Source organism: Mycoplasmoides fastidiosum (genome assembly GCF_024498275.1).
In the GTDB taxonomy this organism is placed as follows: domain Bacteria; phylum Bacillota_I; class Bacilli_A; order Mycoplasmatales; family Mycoplasmoidaceae; genus Mycoplasma_N; species Mycoplasma_N fastidiosum.
This window is the reverse complement of the sequence record NZ_CP101809.1, coordinates 363,135-382,937: the sequence shown is the minus strand read 5'-3', so window position 1 is coordinate 382,937 and position 19,803 is coordinate 363,135. Positions and strand designations below refer to the sequence as shown.

The following is a 19,803-nucleotide window of genomic DNA, read 5'->3' as shown; positions in this document are numbered from 1 at the left end:
CCCCGATAAGAAATTACTTTATGAGTATCTTCAATAATAATGTTTTCAATGTTCGCTAAATCCTGTCCTAAAAACGCAATTAAATTTGTGGATTCATCAGAACTAGCAGTAGATATCCCCCCCCCCGACGGAATTGGTTACACCAGATTGTGTGATGCGAGCTAGTTGGTCTTGTACTGGATCAATTTGTTCAGCAGCCTTTTGAGCTTGATATTTTTGATGTATCAAATGAGTTGAACTAACAAATGCTAACGCACTAGAAGTCAGAATGGCAAAACTAATTAATCAATTTGCTGATAAGGAAAATCAATATTTATCAGTAAAACTAAGTAAGTTTTTTTTGAATTTTGAATTCATGAAAAAACAAGTGATAAATATGAACGATAACAACTTGTAACTCAAAAAAAACAAAAAAACAAGAAAATTAATGAGGCAAATATTTTATTCAATTCAATAATTGAACAGACATTCATTAAGCAGAGTTACAACAATTTAATGATCAGATAAGAAAATATCTATGATAGATTACCCTGATTTTACCATAACCAGATTTTTGATTCTTGTAAATAAATGGATCAATTTTTACTGGAAATTCTCACTGGATATAATAAGAATTGTGCACGACAAGTTTTTTGTGCATTAAATTCAAGCACATTTAAATTTTTTTAAAGATTATTTGGATTCCATTTTTTAACAAATGATGATTATTTTTGGGTTCTTGATTTGCTTGATTTTCTTAGCTGTAAACGTTTTTTATTTCCACTTTCTTGCATGTATTTAATGCTGTTAGTGGTATGACGATGACGTCAAACTGCATAATAAATTCCTGTTGTTACAACAGCTAATAACACCAATATTCACGGTAAATGGGTTGTTAAAAAAACTTGAGAATTCGAATTGAACCCAGTTAAAACTAACTGATTTTGTAGATTACGCACTTGTCCATTCACAAATGCGTTTTTGATTTCATAATCAATAAGAATCTGATTATTCACTAAATCGGACTGGATTTGGTGAATCACTAATTCTTGTTGATCAGTCTCACTAGTTAGAATTTGGTTTAATTGCAAATAACGATAAGCTAAAGAAAAATCATCATCCTCTAACGCTTTGGTTACATCCCGAATATTATCTTGTACTCCTTCATGAACTAAATTAGTTGTGATTTGATCAGCTGCTTCAGCTAACACGTGGGAGTTAACTAGTTTTAGTTTAGTTAATTTAATTTCAGCTTGGTTTGGATTAGATAAAAATCCTGTCAAACTAATTGGGTGAGGATTGACATCATCCAAATCATTTTGATAACTATTGACTAATTGAATGCTATCAGTCAAGAAAGTTAGTTCCCCGAACCCATCATTAATCAGGATGTAATCAGTTAATTCTTCTACTGGAGTATCGGTTATTAACAACTGAGCTAATTGGGGATTTAAAGCTAAAGACAATGGATTATCAGGTCGGGAAAAACCTTGCACTTGTAAGAAGGATTGTAAGAAAGTATTAATGGCGGCTGGTTCGTGTAAATTAGTTTTTAATCATTCTAAAATGTCTCCACCTGATACTTGGTTCACATGCATTAAATTACCATTGAAATTCAGCTGGTAATGTTCTTGATCATAATCTTGAGGACGAATCAAAATTGGTTGACGTTTAAAGCCTTGTAAGATTACGTTGCCCAAACCAACATTTTGATAATTACCCTGATTATCAATTAGTTCTTCAGTATTTTTATTTAAGTCAAAAATATTTTTCAAGATTTCAATTTGCTGTTTATTTGCATCTAGTATGTTGAAATGTAAAAACGGATTGAATAAGTAAATTTGTTCGTTTTTCTCACTGTAAAACAAATCAGTTTTACGAATGTTAAAAGTTCAAGCAAACTGGTTTAATTGATTTTGCAAAACATTAAATGCTTCTTGATATTTCGGATTTTGATTATTAATTTCAATGCCTGTATCATCGACTAAGCGTCAAGTCACTAGATCAAATAATGGATCGGTATTATTTAGTGTGATGTATTCTTCATTATTCGGATTCACTCGAGTCATTAATTGATCGTAATAGGCTTTAACCGATCAAGTCTGGAATTGGTCATTAGTTACTGTACCCGTACTTTGTTCGTTATCTAAAGCAGTCAGTTTTGGATCATCAGTGCGAATCCTTAAATTACTTTCAGTGAAATTTTTTCAGTTTGGTAATAAGAACACGCCTAATGCATTAGTAATTTGAAATGTTTCTGTCTTGTTTTTAACTGTAAAATGGGTCCCATCAAATCCTTCAATGTAGTTTTCCACTGTCACTTTAACGGTTAAAGTTCCCGCATTATAATCAGTATTGCTAAATTCTAGTTGACTAAATTTAGTCATTTGGTCAACATGGGTTTGCGCAACATCTTTAGTAGTAAACTTCTCAGTAAAGAAACGTTCCGCATCCGGATTGGTGTAATAAATCGGATGAATAAATTTAAATTTTAAAATGTTAATTGCATCTTCTGCAGCTAATAAATCTGCTCCGGATAAAGTTTTTGGTGCAACATATAATTTTTTAGCTTTCATCAATAAATCATCTAACTGATTAATAATTCCTAACACACTTTCATTTGCAAAAGTGCGGTTGACTGCTACTTTATCTGCGAAAGGTAATTTAGCTTTCAATGCATCATCAATTCGGAAGAAATAGTTGCTTAAGAAAAAACTAATTTCTTGGCCATAAATTTGAGGAGTTAAAGTGCGCTCAGCTTTGGTTGAATCGTTATAAATATTGTGAATGATTAAAGTATTGGCACCAATTTTCACTTCACCAGTGGAATTATTAATTTCAATCCCGCTGAAATTATTAATATCAACATGCGTTTGATAACTGGTATTCGAAGTTGAAGTCGTTAGAATATGATTTAAAAATCCGGTTAGCGTGTCATATTTTTGATAATCAACTTGACTAACTAGCTGACTGGATTGGCGGTTTTTTAATGTTCTTAATTGAGCTAATCACTCACTTGGTAATAAATCCTTTCATTCCTTACTTAGTGCATCATGAAATAGAGTGTTCCCACCAGTGTAAGCCGAAGTTGCTTTAGCATTTGTTGCAGATGTTGGATTAGCTGAATTTTTATAACTATTATCAATGGCTTGAATTTGGGTCGTATTTGGTTTTAAAGCTACTAATAAATTAGGTAGACGCGTGATGGGAGCATTGGTTTCAGTTCCTTGGTAGAATTTACCATTTAAATACCCACCCTTAATGATCAAACCATTAATAGCTAATAAATTGGCATCATCTTTAGTTGTAATATGAGCATCAATTTCACTTCCAGTTGCTGTGATATTATTGCCAAAACCAATTGTTAATTGATTTTGTTTCTCAGTTTCTAATGTACTGTAACCATTCAATTTTTTAGTCGTGGAATCAAAGGTTGGTGCAGCTTTAGTCAAGTCTAGTAATGGAGTTAATAATTGACTAAAAGCCATTTGATTTGCTGCTTCTTTTAAAGCTTTTTTAAATTCAGCAACTGGTCGGTCTTTATAAGTACTATGTTCAATAAAAGCAATTCCTGAAGTTCGATCATTGTTTTGCTTTCATTCAAAAATCGAATTAAAATTCGATAATTCAAAAAAACTACCGGGTTTAACCCCAATCACACTACCGCGGGTTTGATCACTATTTTTGTTAAATAATGTCACTGCAAAATCAACACTGCCAACTTCAGGATTGCGGTTAACATCGGTTAATGCTAATTCAGTATCCGGTGGTAAAAATTGAGCTAATTCATCGGTTGCGTCTGATCATTTTTTTGACTTAGTATTTTCTTCTTGACTATTAATGATTTGGAAAGTTTTTAAAGTAACAAACTCTTTTAATTTTTCATCAGTGTAATCTAATGCACTTAATTTTTTTTCAACTGTTGAAGTATCAACTGAATAAGTGAATTTTTTGAAAGTGGTAATAGTGTGGTTTTCCACTAAATTAATGCCGCCATTTACCGCATTAGCATTGATTTGTAATGTAAATGATAAAGTACCATCATTTTTGTCAAAGAACAAACCACTAATGTAACTTTCTGGATCTTTTAATTCGCTTAATTCATAAATGTTTTCACTACTTAAACTACCGTTACTAGCAGTAGCATCAAGATTAGTTGTTAAACTATTATCATTTTTAGTTAACCCAATTCACCGCACGCCAACATGTTCTTTAATTCAGTTGATTGCTTCAGCACGATCTTTGGGCGCAAAATTTGTTGGCGCATTGGTTTTGTCACTAAATGAATCAACTTGCTTGCCATTATTAAGCAAAAAAGCTCTTTGATTAGGAAATCCCATTAAGGTAATATCAGCAATATCAAGCTTATTATTGTTGGGATCTTTAACATCAAATCCAACTACAATTTCGTTCTTAATTAAATCAACTGATTTAATCCGAATTGAACTTGAATCATTTTTAATGTAGTTTTGAATGTATGCTGTTCCTGAAGTTCATTGGCCAATATTATTGGATAAATCAGTTGTTGTAATGCTGGATGCAAATTTGAAACGGTTGGTGAAATTTGTATCTTTTGAAACATCAAATGTTCTTTGACTACCTGTTGCATCTTTTGGATTTAACACATAACTAGTATCAGTCAAAACATTAATTGTGTACCGATAAGTCCATTCTTGATTGGGAGCAGAGATAATTAGATTAAAAGATGGTGAAATTGGAACAACATTTGTTCCGCTAGCAACAGCAAATCGATTGAAATCTAATCCGATTGCTTTATTACCAGTTGCATCTTTTCAAGCTTTGGCGTTTTTACGATCATTGAAATATGGCAGTTGACCCAAGATCTCGGTTAAAAGTTTATTACCATTATTATTAGCAGTGGAAACTCCACTTGGTGCTGATGGAACTCCACTATTTTCTGATGGTGAATAACTATCATTTAATTCTTGAAATGTTAAATCGTTATTTAAACCATTCGCATTTGCATATAAACTAACTCAATCAATACTTTTAAATTCTGCTGTAGATACATCTTCATTATTTTGATTTAGAAGTTGAACATTAATTGATTGTTCTGGACCAATGCGGCCATTTTGTTTACCTCAAGAGTTTTTAACTGAATGGTTTTGAGGCAAAGTTCTTGTTAAGATATAAGGAACTTGGGAATTATAAGATTTGTAAGCATCTGATGTGCTTTGTAAAATTGCATCATCAAATTGCTTACGTTCAGGTTCAGTGTTCATGCTAGCAGTATTGGGTTGACTGCTGGCTGAAGGTGTTGAAGCTGTAGTTCCAATTTGTTTTAATTCTGTTGTTTCAAAACCAGGTAAAACGAATTTTTGGTTGTTTTTACTTTGAGCAAGAGTTACATTGTAATTAATTGTTTTGGTGTAGCTTTGTGAAAAAGTTAGAACTTTATTATCGTTGAATTGATTGAAGAAAATCCCATATAAATTATTGGCGTTACTACGATTATTATCATTAGTTGCAATATCGTGAATAAAATTACCATCAAAATTACCTAGATAAGTTGAAAAAGTTCCCCCAGCATTGGTGCCAATTCATACGCGATGAAATCACGGAAAAAATTCGGTAGTACCGCCAATTTGTCGATTTCACGGACTAACTGGATATCCATTAACATTCGAATTAACTGTTGCTCCAGTTCCTGTAATTCTTTTAGATTCAGGAATCGTTAATTTAGGTCAAGTATATCAACTGTTATCTGTATCTTGTTGAGGTCAGAAATCTAGTAATTGATTACCATAGAATGAAAAAGTGGGCAAAGTAAAATTATAATTACCCATTCTCAACGAATCTAATACGCTTTGAGTTTGAGCATTTCAACCATCGGGTTGGGTTTCTTTGGTTTGATCGTAATATTTGCTTCAATTACTTGGATTTACAACCCCGTAAAAATTTGAATTAAGATTAGCAATTAAGAAAATTAAACCATGAAATCATGGTAATGGTTTAGCCGCAATTGGAGTGATATAGCGCAAACGATTATTACCAAAATCAACATTGGTAAACATGTTTTTAGATAAGGGAATGCGTTCAATTTGATTATTCGAAAAATCAATCCGATAAATATCTTTAGAAATGTCTAAACGCACTCCGCCAAAATTAATTCCTTTATCTAAATTAAAACTTGTAGAGCTGTTAGTATTAACTAATGTACCATCAGAAGTTGTTGTGATGTTACTTGATGCATCGTGAGGAACATTAGTTGAACCACTTGGAGCTGTTAAACCATTGTTGTTACTTGCTGCAGAAGCACTTTTTTCATTAACATATTTATCTCCACTATCAGTACGAAAATAAAATGGATCAGCTGAAACTGCATCTAGAAAACTGGCATAATCAGTAATAGTTTTAGCTTCTGTTTTAGTAACAGAACTACTGCTAGAACCAGCATAATTAATTTTGGGTAAAGTTTCAGTTAACCATTTTTTAATTCCTTTTACTGAAGCAACTTCTTTTACATCAGAAGCATCAGCTCATAAACTTTGTAAGTATTGATAATAATTCTGATTAGATTGAGATGCTGCAGATGAATTCTTTAATTCATCCTGAGTGCGATATTCAGTTGAATGATAATTGTTACTAAAAGTATTAAAATTCCCGATGGCTTGAATCGCATTCCGACTGGCCCGAATGTTTTTTAAAGCCGGAAAATTCTTGTAATTAGGATTAGGAAAATAAGTAATGATATTATCTTCAATATTAATGGTGCTTAAACCGCGATAACGAATTTCAAAATTTCCACTACCAGTAATTCGAGGAGCAGAATTAGCTGTTCCCAACAAATCATAAATTCCCAAACCCCAACGCAGGTTGGGATTAAAAATTTCGGCAATTGAATTTAAAGCCCGATTAGATAAATCTAAAGTTAGACTAACTTTATCAAAAGCAGTAAATCATTCATTTTTACTAAAACTCGCATTAGCATTTTTACCTAATAATCCAGCTACAGCTTGACGAATGGCCCGAGTTGGAAAAAAATCGGTTAGTTTGTTGCTATCTTCTTGTAAACTGGGTCATTCGTTATTAGTAAACAACCCTGGTGGTGGGGCAAATTTGACATCAGTAACTGCTTTAGTATTTTTGTCATACTGAACGTATTTTAAATTGACATAATCATAAGCATTAGCTTTAATCATTTGACTATCTTTAGTCAAACTAACATCAGTCGATACCACCCGAATACCAGTTTTAGGTAGATCGCCCCGATAAGAAATTACCTTATTGGCATCTTCAATAATAATGTTTTCAATATCCGCTAAATCACGGCCTAAAAACGCGCTTAAATCTGTGTCATCTGCGGAATTAGTAGCAGATGACCCCCCCCCCGACGCATTTGCTTGACCTGATTGGGTGATACGGGCTAATCGGTCTTGAACTGGATCAATTTGCTCAGCCGCTTGTTGAGCTTGGGATTCTTGACGTGTGAAATAAACTGAACTAACAAATCCAGCTGTACTAGAAGCCAGAATAGCGAGACTAATTAATCAGTTCGCTGGCAAAGAAATTCGATATTTATCAGTGGATCCAAACAGGATTTTTTTGAATTTTGCATTCATGAAGAAAACAAGTGATAAATATGAAAGATAACAACTTGTAACTGCAAAAATCAAAAAACAAGAAAAATTAATGAGACAAACAATCTGTTCAATTCAATAATCGAACACAAATCCATTTAAATTGAGTTACAACAATTTGATGATGAGATAAAAAATATCTATGTATATTAGTTTGATTTTATCATAACCAGATTTTTGCTTATTGCAAATGATTTAACTACTTTTGGTTGGTAATCCTCACTGGATATGATAAGAATTTTGCATAACAAGCCTTTTGTGCCCTGTCATTATACATTTTTGAGAATTTGGCCAAAATGTTTTTTTTGCTGTACTAATAACAAATCATGATTATTTTGGCGTTTTTGATTTGTCAGTTTTCATTAAACGGTAACGATTTTTACCAGTATTTGCTTGCATGTATTTAATGCTGTTAGTAGTATATCGATAACGTCAAACTGCATAATAAATTCCGGCTGTTACAACAGCTAATAACACTAATATTCATGGTAAATGGGTGTTTAAAAAAACTTGGGAATTAGAATTAAACCCCGTTAAAACTAATTGATTCTGTAAATTACGAACTTGACCATTTACAAAGGCGTTTTTGATTTCATAATCAATAAGGATTTGATTGTTAACTAAATCCGATTGAATCTGGTGAATAATTAATTCTTGTTGATCAGTTTCGCTAGTTAAGACTTGTTTTAATTGTAAGTAGCGATAGGCCAAGGAAAAATCATCGTCTTCTAAAGCTTTAGTTACGTTACGAATATTATCCTGAATGCCTTCATGAACTAAATTAGTGGTAATTTTTTCAGCCGCTTCAGCTAACACCTGAGAATTAACTAATTTCAGTTTAGTTAATTTAATTTCTGCCTGATTGGGATTAGCTAAATAAGTTATTAAACTAACCGGATTAGGATTAACATCATCCAGATTATTTTGATAACTATTGACTAATTGAATACTATCAGTCAAAAAGGTTAGTTCGCCAAACCCGTCATTAATCAGAATATAATCAGTTAGTTTTTCTACTGGAGTATCAGTTACTAGCAATTGAACAAATTGCGGGTTTAAAACTAAAGATAATGGGTTATCAGGACGAGAAAAACCTTGAACATGGAAGAATGATTGTAAGAAGGTATTAATGGCAGCTGGTTCGTGTAAATTAGATTTTAATCATTCTAAAATATCTCCACCCGAAACTTGGTTCACATTCATCAAACTGCCATTAAAATTCAGTTGGTAATTCTCTTGGTTATAGTCTTGGGAACGAATCAAAATTGGTTGCCGTTTAAAACCTTGTAAGATAACATTGCCTAACCCCACATTTTGGTAATTCCCTTGATTATCAATTAATTCTTCAGTATTTTTGTTCAAATCAAAAATATTTTTTAAGATCTCAATTTGTTGGGTGTTTGCATGTAGGATGTTGAAATGTAAAAACGGATTAAAAAGATAAATCTGTTCGTTTTTCTCACTGTAATATAAATCGGTTTTTCGAAGATTAAAAGTTCAGGCAAATTGGTTTAATTGACCTTGCAAAATGTTAAAAGCTTCAGCATACTTTGGATTTCCGTTATTAATTTCAATCCCTGTATCATCAACCAAACCTCAAGTAACTAGATCAAATAACGGATCAGTATTATTTAATGTGATGTATTCTTCGTTATTGAGATTTGTTCGTGCTAATAATTGATCATAATACTCTTTCACTGATCAAGTTTGAAATTGATTATTGGTTATTGTACCTGTAGTTTGTTGCCCGTCTAAATCAGTTAATTTCGGATCATCCGTGCGAATTCTTAAATTACTTTCAGTAAATTTTTTCCAGTTTGGCAATAAAAATACGCCTAATGCATTACTGATTTGAAATGTTGCTGTTTTGTCTTTAATCGTAAAATGAGTGCCATCAAATCCTTCAATGTAATTATCTACAGTTACTGTGACGGTCACAGTCCCCGCATTATAATCAGTGTCACTAAATTCTAATTTACTGAATTTGGTCATTTGCCCAACATATGTATTTTCCACATCTTGAGCACTAAATTTTTCAGTAAAGAAACGTTCTGCATCCGGATTAGTATAATAAATCGGATGAATAAATTTGAACTTCAAAATATTAATTGCATCTTCAGCTGCTAATAAATCAACTCCAGTTAAACCAGTGGGATTATTATAAAAACGCTGAGCTTTTTTCAATAAATCATCTAACTGATTAATAATGCCTAAAACACTTTCATTCGCAAAAGTACGATTGATCACTGCTTTGTCAGCAAATGGTAATTGTTGTTTGGTTGCTGCATCAATTCGGAAGAAATAATTACTTAAGAAAAAACTAATTGCTTGGTCATGAACTTGAGGAATTAAAGTTCGTTCAGCTTTAGTTGAATTCTTATAAATGTTGTGAATGATTAAAGTATTAGGACCAATTTTTACTTCACCAGTAGAATTATTAATTTCAATGCCACTAAAGTTATTAATATCAACATAAGTTTGATAACTGGTATTCGAAGTTGAGGTGGTAAGAATATGATTTAAAAATCCAGTTAGTGTGTCATATTTTTGATAATCAACCTGACTAATTAATTGACTGGCTTGACGATTTTTGAGTCTTCTTAATTCAGCTAATCACTCACTTGGTAATAAATCTTTTCATTGTTTATCTAAAGCATCATGAAATAATTTTCCTCCACCAATGTAACCTGGACTTGATTGAGTATTAGTTGCAACTGGGCTAGCTGATGTTTTATAACTGTTATTAATGACTTGAATTTGGGTTGTATTGGGTTTGAATGCTACTAATAAATTTGATAAACGAGTGATGGGAGCATCTGCTTCAGTTCCCTGATAAAATTTACCATTTAAGTACCCACCCTTAATAACCAAACCATTGATAGCTAATAAATTAGCATCATCTTTAGTTGTGATATGAGCATCAATGTCCTTTGCAGTTGCTGTGACATTTGTTCCAAAACCAATTGTTAATTGGTTTTGTTTATTCATGTCTAATGTGCTACTACCATTTAGTTTTTTAGTACTAGAATCAAAAGTTGGTCCAGCTTTAGTCAAGTCTAATAATGGAGTTAACAATTGACCAAAAGCTATTTGATCTTTAGCATCTTTTAAAGCTTTTTTAAACGCAGTAATTGGTTGATCTTTGTAAGCATCATAAGTGATAAAAGCAATTCCTGAAGTGCGATCATTATTTTGTTTCCATTCGAAAACTGAATTAAAATTCGACAGTTCAAAAAAACTAGCAGGTTTAACCGCAATCACACTACCCCGAGTCTGATTACTATTTTGGTTAAATAATGTTACTGCAAAATCAACACTCCCCACTTCAGCATTACGGTTAACATCGGTTAATGCTAATTCAGTTTCAGGCGGTAAAAAATCATTCAATTTATTTTCAGTTACTGCTTCAGATCATTTTTTGGACTGGGAATTTGTTTCTTGATTATTAATCGTTTGAAAGGTTTTTAGAGTCACAAATTCTTTTAATTTTTCATCAGTGTAATCTAATGCACTTAAATTTTTATCAGCTGATGTGGTGTTAACTGAATATGTGAATTTTTTAAAAGTGGTAATGGTGTGGTTTTCAACTAAATTAATGCCCCCATTTACCGCATTAGCATTAATTTGTAATGTAAATGATAAGGTGCCATCATTTTTATCAAAAAATAAACCACTAATATAATTTTCGGGATCTTTTAGTTCGCTTAATTTATAAATATTTTTACTGCCTAAACCACTGCTACCAGTAGCAGTGGTAACAAGATCAGTAGTTAAACTATTATCCTTTTTAGTTAACCCAATTCAACGCACAGCAACATGTTCTTTAATTCAATCGATTGCTTCATTACGATCTTTAGGAGCAAAGGTTGTTGGAGCGTTTGTTTTATCACTAAATGAATCAACTTGTTTACCATTATTAATTAAAAAAGCTCTTTGGTTGGGGAACCCAGTTAAAGTAATATCTTGAATATCAATTTTATTATTGTTTGGATCTTTAACATTAAATTCCACCACAATTTGGTTGTTAATTAAATCAACTGATTTAATCCGAATTGAACTAGAATCGTTTTTAATGTAGTTTTGAATGTAAGCTGTTCCTGCAGTTCATTGTTCAATATTATTGGATAATTCAGTTGTTGTAATACTGGATGCAAATTTAAAACGGTTAGTAAAACTTGAATCTTTAGAAACATCAAATGTTCTTTCTTTTCCTTTCGCATTTTTAGGATTCAGCACATAACTAGTATCAGTTAACACATTAATGGTGTAACGATAAGTCCATTCCTGAACTGGTGCAGAAATGATCAAATTGTAAGATGGTGAATTTGGTATAACGTTTGTTACATTATCAGTGGCAAACTGAGTAAATTCTAATCCGGTTGCTTTATTACCTGTTGCACCATTTCAAGCCTTAGCCTTTTTACGTCCATTAAAATACGGAAGTTGACCTAAAACTTCAGTTAGGAATTTAGTACCGTTGTTATTAGCAGGCGATGAGACTCCTTCTGGAGATGCTGGCACACCATTATTTTCTGATGGTGAATAATCATCTGGTAAATCTTGAAATGCTAAATTATTTTGGAGTCCGTTCGCATTCGCATACAAACTTACCCAATCAATCCCTTTAAAATTTGCTTTAGTTACATCTTCGTTATTTTGATTTAAAAGTTGAACACTAATTAATTGTTCTGGACCAACTCGACCATCTCGTTTCCCTCAAGAATTAGTAACTGAATGATTTTGGGGTAGAGTCCGAGTTAAGATGTAAGGGACTTGGGAGTTATAGGATTTGTATGCATCAGATGAAGTTTTTAAAATTTCATCATCAAATTTTTTACGATCAGGTTCACTATCCGTTCCGTTGCCACTACCTTGACTACTAGTTGTGGCTGTTGAATCTGTTGTTCCAATCTGTTTCAATTCTGTTGTTTCAAAACCTGGCAAAATAAAATTTTGCATGGAATGAGTTTTAGCAACTGTTACGTTATAGTTGATGGTTTTGGTGTAACTTTGTGAGAAAGTTAGAATTTTATTATCGTTAAATTGATTGAAAAAAATCGAATATAAATTACTAGATCTACTACGAATATTATCGTTAGCAGCAATATTGTGAATGAAATTTCCGTCAAAATTACCTAAATAAGTGGAAAAAGTTCCTCCATTTTGGGTTCCAATTCATACCCGGTGAAATCATGGATAAAATTCAGCTGAATCATTTCCAATTTGGCGATTTCAAGGATCAACCGGATATCCATTAACATTAGAATTAACAGTTGCGCCTTCACCTTTAATGCGTTTCTCTGCTGGAATGGTTAATTTGGGTCAAGTATACCAACTACTGTTTGTATCTTGTTGTGGCCAGAAATCTAATAATTGATTACCATAAAATGAAAAAGTAGGTAGAGCAAAATTATAATTACCCATTTTTAATGAGTCTAACACACTTTGTTTTTGGGCATTTCAACCAGTTGGTCGATTTTCATCACTTTGGTTATAATATTTGCTCCAATTACTAGGATTTACCACATTATAAAATTCTGAATTAAAATTAGCAATGAAAAAAATTAATCCTTGAAATCATGGTAATGGCTTGGCAGCAATTGGAGTAATATACCGCAATCGATTATTACCAAAATCAACATTAGTAAACATGTTTTTAGACAACGGAATTCGTTCAATTTGGTTATTAGAAAAATCAATGCGATAAATATCTTTAGAAATATCTAAACGTACTCCACCAAAATTAATGCCTTTATCTAAATTAAAATTTGTATTGCTGCTTGTGTGAACTGGTATGCCATCATTTGTTGTTGTGATGTTACTTTTTGGATCATGAGGAATAACGTCATCATTTCCAGCAGACAAGTCATTATTATTTTTGTTTGAAGTAGACGGATTTTGTTGATTGATATATTTTTCGCCATCTCTTGTTTTAAAATAAACTGGATCGGCTGAGACTGCATCTAAAAAACTAGCATAATCAGTAATAGTTTTTTTACCAGTTTTATTTACTGAACTTGCAGTTAAGGTTGCATAACTGATACTAGATAAAGTAGTTTCTAACCACTTCTTAATTCCTTTAACAGATCTTAAATCTTTAACATCTGAACCCGATGCTCATAAACTTTTTAAATATTCATAATAGTCTTCATTATTCTTTGTAGTTGTTGAACTACTCTGTAATTCACTATCTGTTCGGTATTCAGTTGAATAATGATTATTACTAAAGGTATTAAAATTTCCAATTGCTTGAATTGCATTACGACTTGCTCGAATCGTTTTTAAAGCCGGAAAATTTTTGTAGTTAGGATTGGGAAAATGAGTAATAATGTTGTCTTCAACATTAATGGTACTCAAACCTTGATAACGAATTTCAAAATTACCATTACCAGTAATACGAGAAGCAGAATTAGCTGTTCCTAACAAATCATATATACCCAAACCTCAACGCAGATTTGGGTTAAAAATTTCAGCAATAGAATTCAAAGCACGGTTTGATAAATCAAGGGTTATATTTGTTTTATCAAAGGCATTAAATCATTCTTCTTTCGAAAAAGTGTCAGTTGCTGCTTTACCTAAAAGACTAGCAACCGCAGCACGAATTGCTCGAGTTGGAAAAAAATCAACTAGTTTATTAGCAGTTGCTGCAAGTGTAGGTCAATTATTTTTTGTTTCGTCTAAGTTGAATAAGCCTGGTGGCGGAGCAAATTTAATATCAGTAACAGCTTTAGTCTTTTTGTTATACTGAACGTATTTTAGATTGACATAATCATAAGCATTAGCTGTGATTGCTGCTTGTCCTGATTTGGTCAAACTAACAGATGTTGCAACAACCCGAATGCCGGTTTTAGGTAAATCCCCCTGATAAGAAATTACCTTATTGGTATCTTCGATAATGATATTTTCAATGTCAGCTAAATCACGACCTAAAAACGCACTTAAATTTGTGTCATCGGTTGAATCAGTAGTAGATGACCCCCCCCCGACGTAGTTGTTAAACCAGATTGGCTAATCCGAGCAATTCGTTCTTGAACTGGATCAAATTGTTCAGCAGCCTGTTGAGCTTGATGTTCTTGATGTACTAGATAAACTGAGCTGATAAACGTAGTAGTACTAGAAACTAAGATTGCAAAACTAATTAACCATTTTGTTGGTCAAAAAAATCGATATTTATCAGAAGATCCAAACAGGATTTTTTTGAATTTTGAATTCATGAAAAAAACAAGTGATAAATATGAACAATAACAACTTGTAACTTCAAAGATCGAAAAACAAAAAAATTAATGAGACAAACAATCTGTTCAATTTCATAATTGAACAGATTGTCATTAAACAGAGTTACAACAATTTGATGATAGGATAAAAAAAATATTTAATATGTTAACCTGATTTTATCATATTCAAATTTACCACTTTTGAAAATCTAATGTTGAGTTTTACCTAATAATCCCACTTGGATATAACAAGAATCCAACATAGCAAATTCTTTGTGTATGACTAATAACTCTGTTTCATGACTTCTAAAAAATTATTTAAATTGAAATTTAAAAACCTCCTGTTCTTATTTTTTTGTTTTATCACGACCCGTTTTAGTTTTTGGTAACCGGGATTGATGAGCAGTTTTTTGCATGTATTTAATGCTGTTAGTGGTATAACGGTGACGCCAAACTGCATAATAAATTCCGGCTGTGATAACAGTTAATAGCACTAATACTCATGGTAAATGGGTTTTTAAAAAAACTTGAGAATTAGAATTAAACCCCGTTAAAACTAATTGACTTTGTAAATTACGCACTTGACCATTCACAAATGCATTTTTGATTTCATAATCAATAAGGATTTGATTATTCACTAAATCCGATTGGATTTGGTGAATCACTAATTCTTGTTGATCAGTCTCACTAGTTAATACTTGGTTTAATTGTAAATACCGATAAGCTAAAGAAAAATCATCATCTTCTAAAGCTTTAGTTACATCGCGAATATTATCTTGAATGCCTTCATGAACTAAATTAGTCGTAATTTTTTCAGTAGCTTCGGCTAATACGTGAGAATTCACTAATTTTAGTTGAGTTAATTTAATTGTGGCTTGATTTGGATTAGTTAAAAAAGCTGTCAAACTGACAGGATGAGGATTAACATCATCCAGATTAGTTTGATAACTATTGACTAATTGAATACTATCAGTCAAGAAGGTTAATTCCCCGAACCCATCATTAATCAGGATGTAATCAATTAATTGTTCCACTGGAGTATCAGTTTCTAACAATTGAGCAAATTGGGGATTTAATACTAAAGATAACGGGTTATCAGGTCGGGAAAAACCTTGCACTTGTAAGAAGGATTGTAAGAAAGTATTGATTGCGGCTGGTTCATTTAAATTAGTTTTTAATCACTCTAAAATGTCCCCACCTGAAACTTGGTTTACACTCATTAAATTCCCATTGAAATTCAACTGGTAATTTTCTTGATCATAATCTTGAGGACGAATCAAAATTGGTTGTCGTTTAAAGCCTTGTAAAATCACATTACCCAAACCAACGTTTTGGTAATTACCTTGATTATCAATTAGTTCTGCAGTATTTTTGTTAAGATCAAAAATATTTTTTAAGATCTCAATTTGTTGGGTGTTTGCATGTCGGATGTTAAAGTGTAAAAACGGATTAAATAAATAAATTTGTTCGTTTTTTGCACTGTAATATAAATCCGTTTTACGAATGTTAAAAGTTCAGGCAAATTGGTTTAATTGACTTTGTAAAATACCAAATGCTTCACTGTATTTGGGGTTTTGATTATTAATTTCAATCCCAGTATCATCCACTAAACGTCAAGTCACTAAATCAAATAATGGGTCAGTATTGTTTAGTGTGATGTATTCATCATTATTAGGATTTCTTTGGGTCATTAATTGATCATAATATGCTTTCACTGATCAAGTTTGGAATTGGTTATTAGTTACTGTGCCTGTACTTTGTTGTCCATCTAAAGCCGTTAGTTTGGGATCATCGGTACGAATTCTTAAATTGCTTTCAGTAAATTCTTTTCAGTTCGGTAATAAGAACACCCCTAGTGCATTAGTAATTTGAAATGTTGCTGTCTTGTTTTTAACTGTGAAATGAGTTCCATCAAATCCTTCAATGTAATTATCTATGGTGACTGTGACCGTCAAGGTTCCCGCATTATAATCGGTCTCGCTAAATTCTAATTTACTAAATTTAGTCATTTGACCAACATGGTTCTTATCGACATCTTGATCAGTAAACTTCTCAGTAAAGAAACGTTCCGCATCCGGATTGGTGTAGTAAATCGGGTGAATAAATTTGAATTTTAAAATGTTAATGGCATCTTGAGCCGCTAATAAATCAACTCCAGTTAAAGTTGTTGAAGCATTATAAAAGCGATGGGCTTTCTGCAATAAATCATCTAGTTGATTAATAATCCCTAACACACTTTCATTCGCAAACGTGCGGTTGACTGCTGTTTTATCCGCAAATGGTAGTTGTTTTTTTAGTTGTTTCATCAATCCGGAAGAAGTAATTGCTTAAAAAGAAACTAATTGGTTGATTGTGCACTTGGGGAATTAAAGTGCGCTCAGCTTTAGTTGCATTACTATAAATATTATGAATGATTAAAGTATTGGCACCAATTTTCACTTCCCCAGTGGAATTATTAATTTCAATTCCGCTGAAGTTGTTAATATCAACGTGAGTTTGATAACTGGTATTCGAAGTTGAAGCCGTTAGAATATGGTTTAAAAACCCAGTTAATGTGTCATATTTTTGATAATCAACTTGACTGATTAACTGACTGGCTTGACGGTTTTTCAACCGTCTTAATTCTGCTAATCACTCACTTGGTAATAAATCTTTTCATTCACGATTTAGTGCATCATGAAATAACTGATTTCCCCCAGTATAACCTGAGCTTGATTGGGGATTAGTTGCAGGCGGATTAGCTGGTGTTTTATAACTGTTATCAATGACTTGAATTTGAGTCGTATTGGGTTTTAAAGCCACTAATAAATTGGGTAAACGAGTGATGGGCGCATTCGCTGCGGTTCCCTGGTAGAATTTACCATTTAAATATCCACCCTTAATGATCAAACCGTTAATAGCTAATAAATTAGCATCATCTTTAGTTGTAATATAAGTATCAATTTCACTCGCAGTTGCTGTGACATTTGCTCCAAAACCAATTGTTAATTGGTTTTGTTTATTAGTTTCTAATGTGCTACTACCACTTAATTTTTTAGTCGTGGAATCAAAAGTTGGTCCAGCTTTAGTCAAGTCTAATAACGGAGTTAACAACTGGCTAAAAGCCATTTGATCTTTGGCATCTTTTAAAGCTTGTTTAAATGCAGCAATTGGTTGATCTTTATAAGCACTATAATCAATAAAAGCAATTCCTGAAGTGCGATCATTATTTTGTTTTCATCCAAAAACGGAATTAAAATTTGATAGTTCAAAAAAACTACCCGGTTTAACCGCAATCACACTGCCGCGGGTTTGATCAGTTTTTTTGTTAAATAATGTCACTGCAAAATCAACACTTCCCACTTCAGGATTGCGGTTAATATCAGTTAATGCTAATTCAGTTTCTGGTGGTACAAAATCATTTAGTTCATTAGTTGCATCTGATCATTTTTTGGATTTAGAATTTTCTTCGCGCCCATTAATAGTTTGAAAGGTTTTTAGGGTCACAAATTCTTTTAATTTGTCATCAGTATAATCTAATGCACTTAAATTTTTTTCAACTGATGTGGTATTAACTGAATAAGTGAATTTTTTAAATGTGATAATGGTATGATTTTCGACTAAATTAATGCCCCCATTTACCGCATTAGCATTAATTTGTAATGTGAATGATAATGTCCCATCATTTTGATCAAAGAATAAGCCACTAATGTAGTTTTCAGGATCTTTTAGTTCGCTTAACTTATAAATATTTTCACTTCCTAAACCATTACTGCCAGCAGTAGTAACAAGATCAGTAGTTGAACTATTATCGGTTTTAGTTAGCCCAATTCAGCGCACGCCAACATGTTCTTTAATTCAATTAATCGCAGCTTCACGATCTTTAGGAGCAAAGGTTGTTGGAGCGTTTGTTTTGTCATTAAATGAGTCAACTTGTTTGTCGTTACTAATCAAAAAAGCTCTTTGGTTGGGAAATCCAGTTAAAGTGATATCCGCAATTTCAAGTTTATTATTGTTTGGATCTTTAACATCAAAACCAACCACAATTTGGTTTTTAATTAAATCAACTGATTTAATCCGAATTGAACTCGAATCATTTTTAATGTAGTTTTGAATGTAAGCAGTGCCTGAAGTTCACTGTTCAATATTATTTGATAAATCAGTTACTGTAATGCTTGATGCAAATTTGAAACGATTAGTAAAACTTGTATTTTTAGAAACATCAAATGTTCTCTCTTTTCCCATTGCATCTTTGGGATTTAGTACATAACTAGTATCGGTTAATACATTAATGGTGTAACGATAAACTCATTCTTGAACTGGTGCAGAAATAATTAAATTATAAGATGGTGAAATTGGCACAACATTTGTTCCAGTAGCAATAGCAAACTGATTAAACTCTAATCCCTCTGCTTTATTTCCCGTTCTACCAGTTCATGCTTTGGCGTTTTTGCGACCATTGAAATATGGGAGCTGACCTAAAACTTCAGTTAAAAGTTTATTACCATTGTTATTAGCAGGCGATGAGACTCCAGCTGGAGATGCTGGCACACCATTTGTTGTTGATGGCTGATAATCAGCGCTCAATTCTTGAAATGCTAAATCATTATTTAAACCATTCGCATTTGCGTACAAACTTACCCAGTCAATGCCCTTAAATTCTGCTTTAGTTACATCCTCGTTATTTTGATTTAGAAGTTGAACACTAATTAATTGTTCTGGACCAACTCGACCATCTCGTTTCCCTCAAGAATTAGTAACTGAATGATTTTGGGGTAGAGTCCGAGTTAAGATGTAAGGGACTTGGGAATTATAAGATTTGTAAGCATCAGAATTTGGATCTAAAACATTGTCAGCAAACATTTTTCGTTCAGGTTCAGAGGTTCTTGCGGTTTGGGAAGAAGAAGTTGAAGAACTGGTTGAATCGGTGGTTCCAATTTGTTTTAATTCTGTTGTTTCAAAACCTGGTAGAACAAAATTTTGCATTGAATGAGTTTGAGCTACTGTGACATTGTAGTTAATTGTTTTGC

At 32.4% G+C, this 19,803-nt stretch carries 6 protein-coding genes; all 6 read right to left on the bottom strand.

Annotated elements, in window-relative coordinates:
* Positions 1-102: 102 nt before the first annotated feature.
* A complete protein-coding gene (locus tag NPA10_RS01340; RefSeq protein WP_256547746.1) occupies positions 103-357 on the bottom strand; it encodes a hypothetical protein in 255 nt (84 codons plus the stop codon).
* Positions 358-704: 347 nt separating this feature from the next.
* The gene (locus tag NPA10_RS01335) at positions 705-7,562 is read right to left on the bottom strand and encodes a hypothetical protein (RefSeq protein ID WP_256547745.1); all 6,858 of its coding nucleotides are present in this window, start codon (positions 7,560-7,562) and stop codon (positions 705-707) included.
* Between the two features lie 348 nt (positions 7,563-7,910).
* Complete coding sequence (locus NPA10_RS01330) at positions 7,911-14,393, bottom strand: hypothetical protein (RefSeq protein ID WP_256547744.1); 6,483 nt, start codon at positions 14,391-14,393, stop codon at positions 7,911-7,913.
* A 125-nt stretch (positions 14,394-14,518) separates the two neighbouring features.
* Positions 14,519-14,794 carry a hypothetical protein gene (locus tag NPA10_RS01325; RefSeq protein WP_256547743.1) on the bottom strand — a complete coding sequence of 92 codons (276 nt, stop codon included), beginning with the start codon at positions 14,792-14,794 and terminating at the stop codon, positions 14,519-14,521.
* A 347-nt stretch (positions 14,795-15,141) separates the two neighbouring features.
* Positions 15,142-17,100 carry a hypothetical protein gene (locus tag NPA10_RS01320; RefSeq protein WP_256547742.1) on the bottom strand — a complete coding sequence of 653 codons (1,959 nt, stop codon included), beginning with the start codon at positions 17,098-17,100 and terminating at the stop codon, positions 15,142-15,144.
* Positions 17,063-19,759 (bottom strand): hypothetical protein, encoded by a 2,697-nt coding sequence (locus tag NPA10_RS01315; RefSeq protein WP_256547741.1) that lies wholly within the window; start codon positions 19,757-19,759, stop codon positions 17,063-17,065. Before NPA10_RS01315 ends, NPA10_RS01320 begins: the two co-directional genes overlap by 38 nt.
* Positions 19,760-19,803: the final 44 nt, after the last annotated feature.